Below are 19,340 nucleotides of genomic sequence, written 5' to 3' on the forward strand. Positions count from 1 at the left end.
TCCTAAGGGAATGACCGGCCCGGCCACCGAACTGCGCGAGCACTCCCCCGAATCATGGGGCGATCATTGGCTCGATGAGGTCACCGAGCCTGCTGCCCCGGCTTTTAGCCGCCCCACGCAGCTGGCCATGAGTTCCTTCTCCGGCCCAGCGCGCGTCCTCCGGCGCTTTTATAGCTTTGCTTCCACCACGCCCGGCAAGCTGTTTACGGTCACCGTCATCCTGACCGCCGCGCTCGCGGCAGCCGGGTTTTCTATGTCTTCTTCCTCGGCCGCGCGCCACGATGACCTGGATACTCTGCTGACCTCCACGGAGCCGATGTCGAATGCGGCGCATCACCTCTACACCAACCTGTCTCTGGCCGATACCGTGGCCACCACCGGCTTCGTGCAGGCGGGCGTCGAACCGGAGCATAACCGCAACCGCTATAACGAGGCCATCGATGCCGCGTCGGTCGCCGCCACGCAGGCCATCGTGGGCACCTCCGCCGAGGATGAGCGCGTGCGCGAGCTCGTCACCTTTATCCAGCGCGAGCTGCCGGTGTACACCGCCCTCGTGGAAAAGGCGCGTGTCAATCACCGCGCGGGCCACGCCGTGGCGAATTCCTATATGTCCAACGCCTCGGCGCTCATGCGGACCCAGATTCTCCCCGCCGCCGCGGAGCTGTTCACCCTGACCTCGGAGAAGGTGAGCCAACAGCAGCAGCGTCTGACCCGCCCGCAGTGGGTTCCGCTGTCCGGGCTGGTTGCCGCACTCATTTTCCTCGGCTTGGCGCAGTGGTGGCTGTGGCGGCTGACCCGCCGCCGCTTCAACCGTGGCTTTGTGGCGGCCACGGGGTTGCTGTTCCTCGCGCTGGTGTGGGCCTCCGCCTCCAACTTCGCCACGTGGGCCTCGGGCCACCAGGGTTTCGAGACGGTGTCGCGCCCCTGGGATTCACTGACTGCCTCGCGCATTGAGGCCCAGCAGATGCGCACCTCGGAGACTCTCGCGCTAGTCTTGCGCTCCTCCGAGCAGGACATGTCCGTGCACTTTAGCTCCACGGTGTACTCCGTTAACCAGGCCCTGCGGGATTATGAGCAGGCGCTTAACGACGACGACTTCCCCTCCTCCGATCCTTCCCTGATTCCCCGCGCCAAGCAGGCAGTAGAAGACTGGACATCCACGCACGAGAAGTTCACCGAGGACCTTGCCATGGGCGACTACGATGGCGCGCTGTACCAGGCCACCGCCATCGATCCGGATGGTGACCCGACCGCCGCCAGTGCTTTCAACGCCGTGGATAGCTCCTTGGCAGCACTCATCGATCAAGCCCGCGATGCCATGCGCACCTATCTGGTCCAGGGGCTCAATGCCATGACGATGGTCTCGACCGGCGTGCTCCTGGCCACCTTTGGTGCGATTATTGCCGTGTGGCTAGGTATTCGTCCCCGTCTGCAGGAGTACCTGTGATGCGCCGCCCTACCAAGAACCGCCCGGCCTGGACCGCGGCCCTGCTCCTGCTCAGCAGCGCCGTGGCGCTCAGCGGCTGTGAGCCGGAGCCGCCCAGCACGCAGGACCCCATCCTGCCCTCCACCGCGAACCTCGATTCCACGCCGGGACCACCACTGCCGGAGGATGCCATCATCGAGCCCGCTGGCGCCGGCGAGGCGTCCAAGCAAAGCACCGAAGAGGCCTATGGCTCCTACCGCCCGGACGATAAGAAGCCGGAGGAGCGCGTGCCCGATATCCTGGCGCGCGGCCGGCTTATCGTGGGTGTGGATCGCTCCAATAACCTGCTCAGCTACCGCGATACCGCCAGCGGCGAGGTCCGCGGCTTCGAGGTCGATATTGCTCGCGAAATCGCCCGCGATATCTTCGGGGATCCCAACAAGGTGGACTTCCGCTTCGTGGAGGCTTCCGAACGCGCGCGTGCGCTCAATGATCGCACGGTGGATATCGTCATCCGCACCATGACGATTAGCCCCAGCCGCCAGCGCGAAGTCTCCTTCTCCATTCCCTATATGCAAACCGACGCGCGTTTGCTGGTGCTGAAGAACTCCGGCGTTGAGTCCATCGCGGATACCGCTGGGATGACCTTGTGTGCGACAAAGGGTTCCACCATGGTGGACGCGATACGCACGCACGCGCCTGCTTCCGACATCCTAGAAACCCGCGCCTGGGGCGATTGCCTCATGGCCCTGCAACTGGGGCAAGCGGATGGCATCGTGGTGGATGATGCGCTGCTCTCCGGCATGCTGGCCCAGGATCGCTACACCGAGATTGTCGGTGGTCCCCTCGAAAGCCAAAGCTATGGCGTGGCCGTGCGCAAACCCGATGGCTCGTATGATTCGCGCCCGCTTATCCGTCAGGTGAACTCCACGCTGGAGCGCATTCGCAAGGACGGGACCTGGCAGAGGCTCTTCACAACGTGGCTGGGGGATTATATGGAACAGCCGGTGCTCCCGGCACCTAAGTACCTCGATGAGACCCCACCCGCGACGGAATCCCAGCCGACTTCCCCAACCAGCAACCCACCCGGCGAGAAGAAGGAGGGACACTAATGTCGCACCGCTTCAGCGAGGATGAGCTCGATCACCTCACGCCCGAAGAGCACGAGACCGCGGAGCCCGAAGCTCCTGCCGACGCCACGCAAGCCGTCCGCTTCGATCCTTTCGCGGATGACGATGACGATTATTCGGAGGATCATCTTCTCGGCACCTCGCCTGCGAAACCAGGCGATCCGGGAACAGCAGCCTCCGGCGCCGACAACACGGAAGCCTCCGACCGCACCGCGGCGGTACCTTTCGATCCTTTCGCCGATGACTTCGGGGAGGATGACCCCGCCGCCACTGGCGCCGTCCTCTCCCCCGCCGGTCGCCCCGGCACGCACGGCAGCGCGACGAACAAGCCTGGCGATGGCGAATACGTCGATTCAGACAATATCGCGGCACTGATCGAGGAGCTGGGGCAGCTGCGAGATCGTCGCAAAGCAGAGGACCCTTCGCAGGCCTCCCGCCGCCGCGCGCTCGATACCTTCCGCCAGCGCCGCAGCACCAAGCGCACCGACCGCGAAGTGGCCGATGGCATGGCCACCTTGCCCTTCGTCGTCCCGGATGATCCCACTCAAGCACTCATCGATCCGCAGGATGCGCCCCGCGCCGCCCCGCCGCAGCTTAAGCCGGGTGACATGGTGGCGGGCCAATACGAAATCCTCGGCGTGCTGGCGCATGGCGGGCTGGGCTGGATCTACCTGGCCAATGACCATTTCGTCTCCGGGCGCATCGTGGTGCTCAAGGGCATGCAATCCACCAACTCCGCCGAGGAAACGGCGACTGCGGAGGCGGAGCGTGAGTTCCTCGCGGATATCACGCACCCGAATATCGTGAAGATTTTCAACTTCATCGATGATCCCCGCGTGCCCGGCGGCTTCATCGTCATGGAATACGTCGGCGGACCTTCGCTCAAGCAGCGCCGCAACGACCAGGCCAATGACCGCTTCCCGGTCGATACGGCCATTGCCTATATTTTGGAAATCCTGCCCGCCCTGGATTACCTGCACGCCCGCGGCGTGGTCTACAACGACTTAAAGCCCTCCAACATCATCGTCACCGAGGACCAGGTCAAACTCATCGATCTGGGCGCGGTCTCCGGCATCGGTGCCTTCGGGCATATCTACGGCACGCAGGGTTTTCAGGCGCCGGAGATCTCCACCCAGGGCCCCTCGGTGGCCAGCGATATTTATACCATCGGGCGCACCCTGGCCTGCCTGACGTTGAAGCTGCCGGTGGAGGATGGCGTCTATAAGCCCGGCCTGCCCTCCCCCACGGAGGAGCCGCTGCTGCGCCGCTACCTTTCTTTCTACCGCCTGCTCTTGCGCGCGACTGACCCTGACCCGGAGCAGCGCTTCGCATCGGTCTCCGAGCTGCGTGACCAGCTCTTCGGTGTGCTGCGTGAGGTCATCGCGCTCCGTGATGGCATCCAGCACCCGGCCCAGCACTCCGTCTTTTCCCCGCAGCGTACGACCTTCGGCACGAAGCACCTGGTCTTCCGCACCGACCAGCTCATCGATGGCATCGACCGCACCGTCCGCATCACTGCCCCCGAGGTGGTATCCGCGCTGCCCATCCCGCTGGTTGTCCGCTCCGATATCGGAGCCCCGCTGCTGCAGGGCTCCTCCTATACCGAGCCGCAGGAAGCGCTAGAAACCCTGCGCCAGGCCATGCAGGCCCCGGAGTACGAAGAGTCCGCCGAGATTCCCCTCGGTGTGGTGCGCGCCATGATCGACTTGGGCTATATCGGCCAGGCCCGCGAGTGGTTGACCTCCATCGAGGAGCGCTTGGGCAAGGACTGGCGCTTCCACTGGTACTCGGGCGTGACCGAACTGCTCTTGGACAAATACCGTGAGGCCCAGGCCCACTTCGCGCACGTCCTCGACGTGCTACCCGGTGAGGCCGCACCGAAGCTGGCCATCGGCGCGGTCAACGAGCTCATCCTGCAGCAGCTGGGTTTTTCGGAGGCCGCGCTTATAGACGCTGCCGTTGCCCGCGCCTGCGCCAACCTGACCACCTCGCTGGCGGATTTGCCCAATGATGCTTTTGAGGACCAGCCGGGCATCTGGGACCACATCACCGATGATCCGGCCCACCTGCGTTTCAATTCGCTGCGTCTCTACGGCATCGTGTGGGCCACGAACCCGACGACGGTCTCCTCCGCCTTCGGCTTGGCCCGCCAGCTGCGCGCCGAGTACCAGGTGGAGCTCGCCGTGGCCACCTTGGATAAGGTCCCCAATGCCTCGCGTCACCACCGCATGGCCCGCTTGACCACGGTTCTGCAGCTCATCGTGCACGACCTTTCCGAGTCCCGCATCCGCCGCGCCGCCCGCCGCCTGGAGGAGATTCCGCAGAACGAGCCGCGCTTTCTACAGATCAAGATTGCGGTCATCTCCGCCGGGCTGACCTTCCTGCGTGAATCAGACCTCAAGGCCGCGGCCTCCCCCAACGATCTTTTCGAGTTCCCCTTTACCCAGCGCGGCCTGCGCTATGGCCTGGCGGATACCCTGCGGGCACTAGCTCGCCAGGCGCCGTTCGCTCGCCACCGCTACGCGCTGGTGGACCTGGCCAACAAGGTCCGCCCAGTCACGATGTTCTAGTACAGGCCCGCCTCCCGGGCCATGGCCGCGATACCCGCGGACTTCTGTGCAATAGCCAGCTCCTCGTTCGTCGGCACCACGAAGACCTTGACCTGGGAATCCGCGGTCGAAATCATGCGCGGCTCCTTCGAGCGCACCAGGTTGGCTTCCTTATCGAAGTCAATGCCGTACATGTCCAGGTTGTACAACGAATCCTGGCGGACCTCGGTATCGTTCTCACCCACGCCGGCGGTAAACGTAATCGCGTCCACGCGGCCCAACGCAATCATGTATGCACCAATGAAGCGGCGCAGCTGGTGGATGTAGATGTTATAGGCCAGCCAGGCATCCTGGTCCTCGTTGTTGATGCGCTCGCGCAGCACCCGGAAATCGTTGACACCCGCAATACCCTTCACACCGGAGCGCTTGTTCAGAAGGTTGTCGATCTCATCGATCGACATACCCGCCTCGCGCGAGAGGTGGAAGATAATACCCGGGTCAATATCGCCCGAGCGCGTGCCCATGGCCAAACCTGCCAGCGGGGTCAGGCCCATCGAGGTATCGATCGGGCGGCCGTTGCGAATCGCCGCGGCGGAGGCACCGTTGCCCAGGTGCAGCGTGATCTGGTGAACATGCCCAGGGTCGCGGTCAAGAAGCTTCGGCACCTGCTGCGAGACAAACTCGTGGGAGGTTCCGTGGAAGCCGTAGCGGCGGATATCGTACTGCGAGGCCACATCATTGTTGATGGCGTAGAGCGCTGCCGCCGGCGGCATGTGATTGAAGAAGGCCGTATCGAAGACCGCCACGTGCGGGATCTCCGGCAGCAGCTTACGCGCCACGCGGATACCGTCCAGGTTCGCCGGGTTGTGCAGCGGTGCGAGCGGGATGAGGTCCTCGATCATGGACTCGATCTGGTCCACGATGAGCTGCGGCTCGCTGAACAGGCGCCCGCCGTGCACCACGCGGTGACCCACGGCGATGACCTCGACATCCGTCGGGCCCACGCCGTGCTCGTGCATGATGCCGAATGCGCGGTCCAAGCCGAAGGAGTGGGTGGGAATCTCCAGTTCTTCCTTGAATTCCTCACCTCCCGTCTTGACGGTCACCGCGCCCTGCGGCTCACCGACCTGCTCCACCAAACCCGAGACCAACGGGGTATCCGTGGCCGAGCTTTCCGGGTCCACCAGCTGGAATTTAACCGAGGAGGAACCCGAGTTGAGAACGAGTACGTACGCCATCTACTTCACCCCTGCCTGAATTGCGGTAATAGCCACCGTGTTGATGATGTCCGGAACGGTCGCGCCGCGCGAAAGGTCATTGACCGGCTTGTTCAGCCCCTGCAGAATCGGACCCACCGCCAGTGCACCACCGGTGCGCTGTGCCGTCTTATAACCGATATTGCCGGCCTCCAGGTCTGGGAAGACGAAGACCGTGGCCTTACCCGCAACGTCGGATTCCGGCGCCTTCTTGGCGGCCACGCCAGGGTCGCAGGCAGCGTCAAACTGCAGCGGACCATCCACCGCCACGGAGGAATCGATGCCGCGAGCCACTTCGACGGCCTGCCCCACCTTCTCCACATCCGGGCCAGCGCCCGAAGTACCCGTGGAATAGGACAGCAACGCCACGCGCGGGTCCAAGCCGAACTGCGCTGCGGTCTGCGCAGAGACGATGGCGATCTCGCCGAGCTGCTCCGGGGTCGGGTTCGGGTTGACCGCGCAGTCACCGAAGGCCCACAGGCGGCCCGGCATCACCATGAGGAAGATGGAGGAGACCACGGAGGCCTCCGGCTTGGTCTTAATGATCTGGAAGGAAGGCTTAATGGTGTGCGCCGTGGTGTGCGCTGCGCCGGAGACCATGCCATCGGCCAAGCCCTTGTGCACCATCATCGTGGCGAAGTAGGACACGTCTTTCATCGTCTCGCGCGCTTGCTCCAGCGTCACGCCCTTCTTCTTGCGCAGCTCCGCGAAGTCCGCTGCAAACTCTTCTGCCAGCGGGGATTCCAGGTGGTTGATGATGTCCACGCTGGACAAGTCAATCCCGAGTTCCTGGGCGCGCTTCTCAACGTTCCCATCACCCAAAATCGTCAGCTTAGCCACCTTGCCCTTGATGAGCTCACCGGCAGCCTCCAAGATGCGATCATCTTCGCCCTCCGGCAGCACGATGTGCGCGCCAATCTCGCGGGCCTGATCCAAAAGCTGCTTCTGGAAAAGCTCAGCGCTCATATAAGGTTCGATCTCCTCCAGGGAGGAAATCGCACCAGGAACCGAGGAGACTTCGGTCAACGCGCCCACCACCGTGGCACCCACCGAACGCGCGTGGTTCAGCGCCAACTCCGCGGCGCGTGCGGGTGCAGCGGAAATCAACACGAAGGGCAGACCTAGGGCGGCGGCGGCCTTGGCATCAAAGTCCATAACGCCGGTGCCCTGGAGGACCAGGTTGCCCGTAGGAGCATTCTCCAGGACTTCGCTAAGCGTGGTTCCCAAGTCATCTACCTGGGCGAAGGTGGCCCCCAGTTCCTGAGCCACAGCAGCAACGTCCAAACCGTCAAAGCCGCGCCCGATGACGCTGATAAAGGCGGAATTCCGTGAGGACTTGGCGGTCATAAGAAACCTTTCTCTGCTTAGAAAGCGTGTACCCGGGCTCACATAGTGGGGCACACAGTGACACTACGACACTTTCACAGTACGGCAACGCACCTCTTCTCGCCGCCAATCCATCGCCTTCCCTCAGCAACTCCCCAGGCCACTGGCGCCCCACCCGAAGACAAAGTGCGTTATCCCACAGAAACTTGTCTCCATTAAACCCCCGGAGTAGGCTCCTAACCAGGATTGTTACTTCGGGCAAGACCTAGGCTCCCCACTCTTAGCCGTGTGGGGATGGTTCGCTATGAACCATTGTGGCCTAGGTCTTTCGTGGTTTTTAGCCACAGTGCCTGCCTACTCTCGAAAGGATTCTCATGTCGACAGAGACTCGCTCGGCAGCCGAGGCCATCTTGGATGGCATCGGCGGAGCGGAGAACATCACCTCTTTCACGCACTGCGCTACGCGCCTGCGCTTTGAGCTGGCTGATGCCTCCAAAGCCGATAAGGAAGCACTCGAATCTATCCCCAAGGTAATGGGCGCTGTGCCCCAGGGTGGCCGCAACTACCAAGTCGTCATCGGCGGTGACGTGGCCACGGTCTATGACGAGATCAACGCTCTCCCACAGATGAAGAACGCCGGCGCCTCCGCCGGCCAATCCAACGACGATGTCAAGGCCGCGGCCCGCGCCAAGTCCAAGGGCAAGGTGCCGTGGATGGATACCTTCTTCGAGTATCTCTCGGATTCCTTCCGCCCCATCCTGGGCGTGCTGCTGGGTGCCTCCCTGGTCATCGCCTTCGCCTCGGTGCTGGATGCTTTCGGCGTCGTGGACTTCCGCTCCCCAGACAAGCCGGCTTCCTGGTTCTTCGTGGATGCCATGTGGCGTTCCGTCTTCTTCTTCCTGCCGGTGATGGTGGCCTATAACGCTGGTAAGAAGCTGCGCATCGACCCCTGGGTTCCCGCGGCAGTCATGCTCGCACTATTCACCCCGGAGTTCCTCGATCTCTCGGAGAACCCCGCGGTCCAGTGTGTTACCAACGACACCCTCGGTGCGGAGCAGTGCTCCATTGAGATCTTCGGTATGACCATGCAGCTGCAGGACTACGGTGGAAACGTCTTCGTCCCGCTCATCATGGCTGCTGTTGCCGCACTCTTCTACAAGGGTTTCCAGAAGATCATTCCGTCCGCGGTGCACATGGTCTTCGTTCCCTTCCTCACCATGATCGTCCTCATCCCGCTGACGGCCTTCCTCATTGGCCCCTTCGGCGTGTGGGCCGGTAACGGCATTGGCGCCGGACTGTCCTGGATGAATGACAACGTTCCGTTCGTCTTCGCCCTGGCCATCCCGATGCTCTACCCGTTCCTGGTTCCGCTGGGCCTGCACTGGCCGCTTAACGCCCTCATGCTGGTCAACATTCAGACTTTGGGCTATGACTTCATCCAAGGCCCGATGGGTGCATGGAACTTCGCCTGCTTCGGTGCCACCGCTGGTGTGCTGGCTCTGTCCATCCGTGACCACGACAACGTGATGCGCCAGACCTCCGGTTCTGCTCTCCTGGCTGGCCTGCTCGGTGGTGTGTCTGAGCCTTCCCTCTACGGTATCCACCTGCGCTACAAGCGCATTTACCCGCGCATGCTGGTGGGCTGCTTCGCTGGTGGTCTGACCGTGGCTCTGCTGACCCTGGGCACGAACGGCATTACGACCGACGCCTTCGTCTTCACCTCCCTTTTGACCATCCCGGTCTTCACCCCGATGGCCAAGTACGCCATCTCCATTGCTGTGGCCTTCTTCGTGGCCTTCCTGCTCATCCTCTTCACCGACTACCGCACCCCGGAGGAGCGCGCTGAGGCCAAGGCCGCCCGCGAGGCAGCTGAGAAGGCCGAGCTCAACAACGCCGACAACGCTGACAACGCCGCGCTTGCCGACGCCCCCGCAGCCACCGCGACTGCCGGCGCCGGTGCTGGTGCTGCCACCGCAACCGCTACCAAGGCAGACGCCCCGGCCAAGGCTGCTGAGCCTGCCGCTGGCACCACCACCGACATCGCCTCCCCTGCCAACGGCAAGGTTGTCCCGATGGCTGAGATCGATGACCCGGTCTTCTCAGCTGGAACGCTGGGCGATGGCGTGGGCATCGTCCCTGAGGGCAACGACGTTTACTCCCCGGTGAGCGGCACGATTGTCAGCGCCATGAAGTCCGGCCACGCCTACGGCATCAAGACCGAGGACGGCGTGGAGGTCCTGGTCCACATCGGCATCAACACCGTCAAGATGAAGGGCGAAGGTTTCGCCCCGGCCGTCAAGAAGGGTGACACCGTCAAGCAGGGCGAGCTGCTTGCCACCGTTGACTTTGCCAAGGTCACCGAAGCCGGCTACGACACCACCATTGTCCTGGCCGTGACCAACACCAAGGCACTGTCTGCCGTCACCCCGGCTGGCCTCAACCATGCCTCCGCTGGCGATACGGTCATCACCACGACCCGCTAAAGGACCCACTAGGGAACCTTTAGCACGCCTTTAACGAACCCTGACTAAGCTGGCTCGATGTAATCACCATCGTGGCCGGCTTTAGTCGTTTTAACCTCAACCAGAAAGGTGCTCTGTGCAACTGTTGCGCGTGTTCAATAACAACGTCGTGCTCGCACGGCGCGGCGCGGAGGACGTCATTGTCACCGGCCGCGGCATTGGCTTCCAGGCAAAGCCTGGCACTGAGGTTGACCCGGCCAAGGTGGTTAAGGTCTTTGTTCCCGATTCCGGCCGCGATCCGGACCACCTCGCCGCCATGATTGCCGGTATCCCCGGCGAGTACGTGCAGCTGGTCATCGATGCCATGCATTCCGTCGACATGTCTGAGGCTCTGCGCGGCAAACTCACGCTCGTCGTAGCGATTGCGGATCACATCCACGGTGCGGTCAGCCGCGGCAAGCCTGTGACTTATCCATTGGAAGCTGAGGTGCGCCACCTCTACGCCGATGACTTTGCCCTCGCGCAGCAACTGCTCACTGCCATCAACAGTGGCCTGCACAAGCCGCTGGCTCCAGATGAAGCCGTGGCCATCACCCTGCATCTGGTCAACGCCGGCTTCGCGGTCGGGGATCTCTCCGGCACTTACCGCATGACAGGTCTGATTCAGCAAATCCTGGCCGTTATCGGCTCTCACAACGATACGGAACTCAACAGCGAGGACATCTCCGTCGCCCGCTTCATCACGCACCTGCGCTACCTCTTCGTGCGCATGGCGGAGCACCAACAACTCGACTCTGACGACCGCCAAGTGGCCACGGCAATCTCCGCCCGCTACCCCGACGCCGTCGAGACCGCCCAGATGGTGGCTAACCTGATTGAGCTGCGCCTCGATGACACCCTTACCCCCGATGAGGTCTCCTACCTGACGCTGCACATAGCGCGCCTGGAGGAGGCCTCCGCCTAAGCCATCACCCCCGCTTAGGCGATTCACCAACCAGGCTAAGCCGCCGGCGCCTCGACAGCGCCCTCAGCGGGCGCGTCAACAGCACCATCGGTCGGCGCCTCAGCACCGCCTTCCACGGGCGCCACCGGCTCTGCCACGGTGATGATGTTATCCTCGTAGCCCAGCTCGCCGCCGACAAACTTGCCGCCACAGGTGATGAGGACCAAGCGGTTATCTCCCTGCGTATCGTTCACCACGTCGGGGAAGCCTGAGCCCTTCGGCAGACGGTATGGCGCCTCCGTCACACGGAACTTGCGCTCCTCACCGTCGATGAAGACGGTGAATTCCTGGCCCTGCTCCAGGGTGGTGAACTTCTCCGCAAAGCCCGTTCCCTGACCCTGGTAGTTGATGTGCCCGGTGATAACGCTGGACCCCACCGGGCCAGCCTCGCCCGGTACTGCGGAGGCGGAGTACCAACCCAAGCGCTGCACATCGCGCGGCGGAATCAGCATGCCGGTATCCGTAACCTGAATCGGGTCCACGGCGGCGAACTCATCGTTGATGCCCAAGGACATGGCACCGAAGCCACGGAACTCACCCGGTGCCGCATCAATCTCCTTATCCTGCTCACCGGAGTCATCCACGAAGGGATCATTGTTCGTCGTCGGTGCGGCTTCCTCCGACTGCTCAGCCACCGTGGACGATGCCGCCGAATCGCCAGCATCGTCATCGTCGCCACCACGGCCGAAGTACACCACCAACTGGACGATCACCAGAACAATAGCAATCAACGCCAGAATGGCCCAGAGTGCTTTCTTACCGCCCTTCTTCTCACCGTCTTCCGGCTTTCTGTGCGCACCACCAGATGGCACCGCCGCGGACGACGATGTCGGCTCGGTTTCCGATTCTGAACCAGAGCCCTGCGCGGGGTACTCCGGGATACCGTTTGGCTCTTCCGAATCAGCCATAACTTCCTAACTCCTTAAATCACACCTGCAGTCAACAGCACCAAACAGCTGACAGCGCGCTTCTAACACACTTCAGTAATAATTTTTCTAATTAAACAATAGATGACAAATCCCCTTCAGCGTTCACGATGAACCCTGGAGGGGACTGCCCTACACAAGTTCTGCCCTTACCAACCCCTGCCCTGTGGGGCTAGGGGCCGGCAGATGAGGCGGACTACTTGATGAAGTCCTTCATGCCAGGCTCAAGCTTGGTCGCACCGGACGGTACGTGCTTGATCTCGACACGCTCAGCATTGGACGGCAGCGGCATGCCAGCGTCCTCCGGCGGGGTAGCGTCCAGGACCGTGACCTCACGGTCATCACGACCGGTGTTGTCACCAGTCTGCTCGGACGGCTCACCAGCGTTGTCACCGGTGGACTCACCATGGTCACCGCCACGGCCGTTCTCCTCGACGACCTCAGAGGTGCCCTTACCACCATCGTGGTCACCACCGTTGCCACCGTTGCCACCATCGATGATGAGCTTGATGAGGCCCAGACCTGGGATGAGCAGCAGCCACCACGGCAGGTCAGACTTCTTCGAGCTGCCATCGTTGTCGTCCTTGTCATTGCCGTCGCCCTTATCCGGGGTCTCGGTCGTGGACTCCGACGGCTCGTCACCCGGCTCGTTCGGGGTCGTCTCCTCACCCGGCTGGTTCGGGGTGGTCTCCTCACCCGGGTTGTTCGGAGTGGTTTCCTCACCCGGCTGGTTCGGGGTCGTTTCCTCACCCGGGTTGTTCGGAGTGGTTTCCTCGCCCGGCTGGTTCGGGGTGGTCTCCTCACCCGGCTGGTTCGGGGTGGTCTCCTCGCCCGGGTTGTTCGGAGTGGTTTCCTCGCCCGGCTGGTTCGGGGTGGTCTCCTCATCCGGCTCGTTCGGGGTGGTCTCCTCACCCGGGTTGTTCGGGGTCGTTTCCTCGGTCGGCTTCGGAACCGTCTGGTTCTGATCGTTGATGTCCTTGTGCTCAGCGATGGGGTTCGGGTTCTCCGGAGTAGCATCCGGGGTCTCCTCGCCATCCTTGTCGACCTCAACAGAAGTCAACTCCTCGAAAGCAACCGCAGCCTCAACCGGCTCCGTCACAGACTCATCAACAACAATCTCAACGACAACTTCGCCGTTAGCAGCATCCGGAGTAAAGGTCTCTTCACCCTCACCCAGAACGGTCTTGCCGTCCTTCTTAGAAATCAGCTCAGCATTAAGGGTGTACTCCTTACCCGGAACCAGACCCTCATACTTCACCGTATCGTTAACCTGCGCACCAGCAACAACCTCAGTTGCACCATTCGCAAAGTCAGCATTCGTCGAAATCTTCGGCTCAACAGGCTTCTTCTCAGAGGTCACAGTCTGAGCCTCATCGTTGATGTCCTTGTGCTCAGCGATGGGGTTCGGGTTCTCCGGAGTAGCATCCGGGGTCTCCTCGCCATCCTTGTCGACCTCAACAGAAGTCAACTCCTCGAAAGCAACCGCAGCCTCAACCGGCTCCGTCACAGACTCATCAACAACAATCTCAACGACAACTTCGCCGTTAGCAGCATCCGGAGTAAAGGTCTCTTCACCCTCACCCAGAACGGTCTTGCCGTCCTTCTTAGAAATCAGCTCAGCATTAAGGGTGTACTCCTTACCCGGAACCAGACCCTCATACTTCACCGTATCGTTAACCTGCGCACCAGCAACAACCTCAGTTGCACCATTCGCAAAGTCAGCATTCGTCGAAATCTTCGGCTCAACAGGCTTCTTCTCAGAGGTCACAGTCTGAGCCTCATCGTTGATGTCCTTGTGCTCAGCGATGGGGTTCGGGTTCTCCGGAGTAGCATCCGGGGTCTCCTCGCCATCCTTGTCGACCTCAACAGAAGTCAACTCCTCGAAAGCAACCGCAGCCTCAACCGGCTCCGTCACAGACTCATCAACAACAATCTCAACGACAACTTCGCCGTTAGCAGCATCCGGAGTAAAGGTCTCTTCACCCTCACCCAGAACGGTCTTGCCGTCCTTCTTAGAAATCAGCTCAGCATTAAGGGTGTACTCCTTACCCGGAACCAGACCCTCATACTTCACCGTATCGTTAACCTGCGCACCAGCAACAACCTCAGTTGCACCATTCGCAAAGTCAGCATTCGTCGAAATCTTCGGCTCAACAGGCTTCTTCTCAGAGGTCACAGTCTGAGCCTCATCGTTGATGTCCTTGTGCTCAGCGATGGGGTTCGGGTTCTCCGGAGTAGCATCCGGGGTCTCCTCGCCATCCTTGTCGACCTCAACAGAAGTCAACTCCTCGAAAGCAACCGCAGCCTCAACCGGCTCCGTCACAGACTCATCAACAACAATCTCAACGACAACTTCGCCGTTAGCAGCATCCGGAGTAAAGGTCTCTTCACCCTCACCCAGAACGGTCTTGCCGTCCTTCTTAGAAATCAGCTCAGCATTAAGGGTGTACTCCTTACCCGGAACCAGACCCTCATACTTCACCGTATCGTTAACCTGCGCACCAGCAACAACCTCAGTTGCACCATTCGCAAAGTCAGCATTCGTCGAAATCTTCGGCTCAACAGGCTTCTTCTCAGAGGTCACAGTCTGAGCCTCATCGTTGATGTCCTTGTGCTCAGCGATGGGGTTCGGGTTCTCCGGAGTAGCATCCGGGGTCTCCTCGCCATCCTTGTCGACCTCAACAGAAGTCAACTCCTCGAAAGCAACCGCAGCCTCAACCGGCTCCGTCACAGACTCATCAACAACAATCTCAACGACAACTTCGCCGTTAGCAGCATCCGGAGTAAAGGTCTCTTCACCCTCACCCAGAACGGTCTTGCCGTCCTTCTTAGAAATCAGCTCAGCATTAAGGGTGTACTCCTTACCCGGAACCAGACCCTCATACTTCACCGTATCGTTAACCTGCGCACCAGCAACAACCTCAGTTGCACCATTCGCAAAGTCAGCATTCGTCGAAATCTTCGGCTCAACAGACTCCCCCTCGTCATCCGGCAGTCCCGGCTGATCCGGCGGCATGACACGCTGTGCATCGAGATCGCCCCTTTCGAGGTTTCCGTCCGGGCCAACAATCGTAATAAATGAATCGGCAGGAGCTGCCGGGATATCGACTGTAGGGTCAGCTACAAATTCAAATCCGTAATCATCAGTTTCAAATCCGTAATCATCAGTGATTCTGAAAGTCTCGATCCCATAGCCTGTAAGCTGTTTAAACTCCTCGGGAGACCCATTGAAATACGGATACCATTCAAAACCTCCGGGCGCCTTGTAGGCACGGTCCTCACCAGTGATTGTTAACACTGCGGCAGTTTGGCTTTTTTGGTCTGCACCAAGAACAGCAGCCAAATACACCGAGTACCGACTGGCCGCGCCCTTGTCTTCACGCTCGGTGGCATCCCGCAATTTCACGGCTAAGTTGATCGCAGCATCACGGAAGCCTTCAGGAATGGGAGCCTTACCGGCAGTTTCAGCTTTGTAGGCGCTGTAGGTATTCATGGGCCCATAAATAGTCGTATCGATACACCATGCCCATCCAACATCGTTAGCCTCGTTCCCCCCGTTCGGCATTACCGGCTACACGCGGCGGCTTTCCCGCCCAGACCAATTCCCCCCACGAGTGGTCAACATAAGGATTCTCTGCTTGCGCTCCCAGCGTCATATTCGGTACGAAGTCAGTTGGCTCAGCCGCATTGGCCTTAGCCCAGGGAACGGTGACCATGGCCGCAATCACTGCTATTGCTGTGAAAACAGCAGTAAGGACCATCCACCCCTCTCTGGAAATATTGCTTAATTTACCCATTGTTTCCCCTTAGAATGATGTGAATGTCTACAAGCTGTTCTGCACAGCAGCAAGTTTCCGCTGAGACAATCTGAAATCTGGACGTAGGGTTTTATGCCCTTACGGGCGATTCTCCTTAAGAATCTCACATAATCTTATAGCCCGCTCAGGATACTATCATCGCTCACAGCTAGCTGCAAGATAGTTGATTTCTGCATAAGCTTTCCCTATACCCCCATCGGGCAATAATTTAGCAGGAAAACGTGCTATGCACACCGCCTTTGGTCCGTTTTTCGCCACTATGCTCCCCTTAATGTTGACACGACACATAGCTTAGATTTTCTTAGGCTAGCTCATTTAAGCTTTCTTAATTTTTGCATAAGCATTTTCTTAAGGCGGTGCTGCGCCGACTAACTTCCCGCACGGAAGATACCCCACACGCATCACCCCGGCCCGCCGGTAAATAGCCCCCAAAAATACGCAGAAGTGGCCGCACGTATCGCACGGCCACTCCAATCACATTCAGCACCCCACTCGCAGTCAAGGCGTGGGGTAACATTCCCCTTAACTTATAACGTCACTGTTTCTTTAATCATCGGTGGAACGCATGAGTTTAGGGTCGACGTCGATAACCGGCTCTGGCACTTCAATGACCTCAATGTCGGAGACGACCGTGGCGGTCGGCTCCACGGGCTGCGAGTCACCGTGAACGGTTCTATCAGCATTCGGCCCGACAGTAATCTTTCCCGCCGCCAGCGCCGCCCTGTCACGGGCGGTCTCAACGTCCTCGGCAGTCGTGGCCACCATGCCCATGCGGCGGCCGGCATAGGCCCACGGCTTACCAAACAGGCGCACATCCGTCTCCTCGTAGGAGAGGGCGGTGTCGAGGCCGGTAAAGGTAACGTCATCAAGCTCCGCGTCTGCGTGCAGAATAACCGCAGCACCGGGGCTGACCAACGTCACGTCGATGGGGAAGCCCAGAATCGCGCGGACATGTAGCTCAAATTCAGAGAAGCGCTGGGTATATCCAGTCAGCATGGCGGTGTCCAAAGGACGCGGAGAGACGGAGGAGAAATACACCTCATCACCCGCAACAAAAAGCTCAACGCCGTAGACGCCACGCCCGCCCAATTCATTGGAGATACGCGCCGCAACGGAGCGTGCGTTCGCCAGGGCATCCTCACTCATCGCCATAGGCTGCCAGGACTCCACCAGATCCCCCTTCTCGTGGCGGTGGCCAATGGGCTCACTGAACCACGTAGCCATCTTGCCCGTAGCCGGGTCAATGGAGCGCACAGCAAGCAGCGTGACCTCATAATCAAAGTCAACGAAGCGCTCCACCACGACGCGCTTATATTCCGAGGACACGTGTCGCACCATGGACCAGGTCTCCTCCACGTCCTCCTCATCCTTTAGAAGAACGTGCCCCTTCCCGGAGGTCGTAATATCCGGCTTCACGATGCACGGCAGTCCCAACTCCCCCACTGCCTCTTGCAGCTCCTCAGCGGACTCAGCAAAGCGATAGGCAGTGACGGGCAGGCCGATGCTTTCAGCTACCTCACGCACGCTCTCCCGACACTGTGTCAGCTCACACGCCCGCGCCGAGGGCACGACGGTGGTGCCGAATTCCTCAATGCGCTTCAGCGCCTCCACCGCGACAGTCTCCACCTCTGGGACCACGTAGTCCGGCTTGATGCGCTCGGTCAGCTCCCACACCTTGTACGGGTCCCTAATGTCTGCGATGTAGCTAAAGTGCGCAAGCTGCTGCGCGGGTGCTCCTGCGTAGCGGTCCACGGCGTGAACCTCAAGCCCTAAGTTCTGAAAGGCAATTACCAACTGCTTGCCCAGCTCACCTGCTCCTAGGAGCAGCACCTTGGTGGCGTTTCCTGTTAGAGGGGTTCCGATCTGGCCTGCGATGTCGCCTACGGTAGTCATTCTCGAATTATCGCATACTTTTAGCACTGCATTGCTTGGCGACGTCCCGTCTCGTTCCCATCATCCGGTTCTAGAGTCTTTAGCAACAACAAAACAGTAAAATCGTCCCATCCCTCTCCATGCGATGGTTTTGGAAGGGGTGGGACGATGAGCGCCCTGGACTAGGCGGCGCCTTACTGATCTTGCATGACGTCGTGGCGCACGATGGTCTGGTCACGTCCGGGGCCGACACCGATGTAGGAGATGCGGCAGCCGGAGAGCTCTTCCAGGCGCAGAACGTAATCCTGAGCCTTCTGCGGGAGCTCCTCAAAGGTCTGGCAGCCCGTGATGTCCTCATCCCAGGCCGGCATGGTCTCAAAGATGGGCTCGGCGTGGTGGAACTCAGACTGGGTCAGCGGCATCTCGTCGTAACGCTTGCCGTCAACGTCATAGGCCACGCAGATGGGGATCTCACCGATGCCGGTGAGCACGTCCAGCTTGGTCAGGAAGTAATCCGTGAAGCCGTTGACGCGGGTGGCGTAGCGGGCGATCACAGAGTCGTACCAGCCGCAGCGGCGCTTGCGGCCAGTATTGACACCGATTTCACCACCGGTGGTCTGTAGGTACTCGCCCCACTTATCGAAAAGCTCCGTGGGGAAAGGACCCGCGCCGACGCGGGTGGTGTAAGCCTTGATGATGCCCAGGGAGGTAGTAATGCGCGTCGGGCCAATACCAGAGCCCACAGCGGCGCCGCCAGCAGTCGGGTTCGAGGAGGTAACGAACGGGTAGGTGCCGTGGTCAACATCCAGCATGGTGGCCTGGCCGCCCTCCATGAGAACGTGCTTGCCTTCATCCAGGGCCTGGTTCAGTTCCAGCTCGGCCTCAATAACCATTGGGCGCAGGCGGTCACGGTAGCTCAGGAAGTATTCCACAACCTGCTCCGGCTCGATGGCCTTGCGGTTGTACATCTTCACCAGCATCTGGTTCTTAATGTCCAAGGCGGACTCGACCTTCTGGCGCAGGATGGACTCATCAAAGATGTCCTGCACGCGGATACCGATGCGCGCGACCTTATCGGCATAGGCCGGGCCAATACCACGGCCGGTGGTGCCGATGGCACGCTTGCCCAGGAAGCGCTCCTGCACGCGGTCCAAGGTCTGGTGGTAGGGCGCCACGAGGTGCGCGTTGGCGGAAATCTTCAGGCGCGACGCGTTAGCGCCGCGGGCTTCGAGGCCATCGATCTCGTCGAAGAGGGCCTCCAGATTAATCACCACGCCGTTGCCCAGGACCGGGGTGGCGTTTTCAGAAAGAATGCCGGCGGGAAGGAGCTTCAGCTCATACTTCTCGCCGCCGACCACGACGGTGTGGCCGGCATTGTTACCGCCGTTGGGCTTCACTACGTAATCGACTTTGCCGCCGAGAATGTCAGTAGCCTTGCCCTTGCCTTCATCGCCCCATTGGGCGCCGACGATGACGATCGCTGCCATGTTTGGTGTCACTTCCTATTTATTGAAGTCAAATACGCACCTACTTTACCCGCCATATTGGTGCAGTGTTGAGTTTGTGACAAGC

General features: G+C 60.5%; 11 protein-coding genes. 5 read left to right on the forward strand and 6 right to left on the reverse strand.

Annotated elements, in window-relative coordinates:
• The first annotated feature begins 10 nt into the window (after nucleotides 1–10).
• The 3 genes from CAURIM_RS11420 to CAURIM_RS11430 are packed head-to-tail and all read left to right on the forward strand — an operon-like array spanning nucleotide 11 to nucleotide 5,126.
• On the forward strand, nucleotides 11–1,447 hold the full coding sequence (locus CAURIM_RS11420) for a GlnX family signal transduction membrane protein (protein ID WP_070645501.1): 1,437 nt from the start codon (nucleotides 11–13) through the stop codon (nucleotides 1,445–1,447).
• Nucleotides 1,447–2,538: a glutamate ABC transporter substrate-binding protein gene (locus CAURIM_RS11425; RefSeq protein ID WP_201829050.1), complete on the forward strand. Its 1,092-nt coding sequence runs from the start codon at nucleotides 1,447–1,449 to the stop codon at nucleotides 2,536–2,538. The genes CAURIM_RS11420 and CAURIM_RS11425 overlap by 1 nt, the downstream gene beginning before the upstream one ends.
• Nucleotides 2,538–5,126: a tetratricopeptide repeat protein gene (locus tag CAURIM_RS11430; protein ID WP_201829048.1), complete on the forward strand. Its 2,589-nt coding sequence runs from the start codon at nucleotides 2,538–2,540 to the stop codon at nucleotides 5,124–5,126. Before CAURIM_RS11425 ends, CAURIM_RS11430 begins: the two co-directional genes overlap by 1 nt.
• Here CAURIM_RS11430 and CAURIM_RS11435 read toward each other — a convergent pair.
• Both CAURIM_RS11435 and pta read right to left on the reverse strand, forming a co-directional pair.
• Entirely contained in the window at nucleotides 5,123–6,343 is a 1,221-nt protein-coding gene (locus CAURIM_RS11435) for an acetate kinase (RefSeq protein WP_201829046.1), read from the reverse strand. The genes CAURIM_RS11430 and CAURIM_RS11435 overlap by 4 nt on opposite strands.
• Nucleotides 6,344–7,708 carry a phosphate acetyltransferase gene (gene pta / locus CAURIM_RS11440; RefSeq protein WP_201829044.1) on the reverse strand — a complete coding sequence of 455 codons (1,365 nt, stop codon included), beginning with the start codon at nucleotides 7,706–7,708 and terminating at the stop codon, nucleotides 6,344–6,346.
• 353 nt (nucleotides 7,709–8,061) lie between these two features.
• Here pta and CAURIM_RS11445 point away from each other — a divergent pair, with 353 nt between their 5' ends.
• A complete protein-coding gene (locus tag CAURIM_RS11445) occupies nucleotides 8,062–10,170 on the forward strand; it encodes a glucose PTS transporter subunit IIA (protein WP_201829042.1) in 2,109 nt (702 codons plus the stop codon).
• Nucleotides 10,171–10,285: 115 nt separating this feature from the next.
• Complete coding sequence (locus CAURIM_RS11450) at nucleotides 10,286–11,113, forward strand: PRD domain-containing protein (RefSeq protein WP_010188737.1); 828 nt, start codon at nucleotides 10,286–10,288, stop codon at nucleotides 11,111–11,113.
• A 35-nt stretch (nucleotides 11,114–11,148) separates the two neighbouring features.
• On the opposite strand, the gene CAURIM_RS11455 is transcribed toward CAURIM_RS11450, so the two are convergent.
• The 4 genes from CAURIM_RS11455 to CAURIM_RS11470 all read right to left on the reverse strand — a co-directional run bounded on the left by CAURIM_RS11455 (nucleotide 11,149) and on the right by CAURIM_RS11470 (nucleotide 19,255).
• A complete protein-coding gene (locus tag CAURIM_RS11455) occupies nucleotides 11,149–12,060 on the reverse strand; it encodes a class F sortase (RefSeq protein ID WP_010188735.1) in 912 nt (303 codons plus the stop codon).
• Between the two features lie 214 nt (nucleotides 12,061–12,274).
• Nucleotides 12,275–15,571 (reverse strand): VaFE repeat-containing surface-anchored protein, encoded by a 3,297-nt coding sequence (locus tag CAURIM_RS11460; protein ID WP_290205365.1) that lies wholly within the window; start codon nucleotides 15,569–15,571, stop codon nucleotides 12,275–12,277.
• An 871-nt stretch (nucleotides 15,572–16,442) separates the two neighbouring features.
• Entirely contained in the window at nucleotides 16,443–17,789 is a 1,347-nt protein-coding gene (purT, locus tag CAURIM_RS11465; protein WP_010188716.1) for a formate-dependent phosphoribosylglycinamide formyltransferase, read from the reverse strand.
• Between the two features lie 173 nt (nucleotides 17,790–17,962).
• A complete protein-coding gene (locus CAURIM_RS11470) occupies nucleotides 17,963–19,255 on the reverse strand; it encodes an adenylosuccinate synthase (RefSeq protein ID WP_010188714.1) in 1,293 nt (430 codons plus the stop codon).
• Between the last annotated feature and the right edge of the window lie 85 nt (nucleotides 19,256–19,340).

It is taken from the genome of Corynebacterium aurimucosum (assembly GCF_030408555.1).
GTDB lineage: Bacteria > Actinomycetota > Actinomycetes > Mycobacteriales > Mycobacteriaceae > Corynebacterium > Corynebacterium aurimucosum.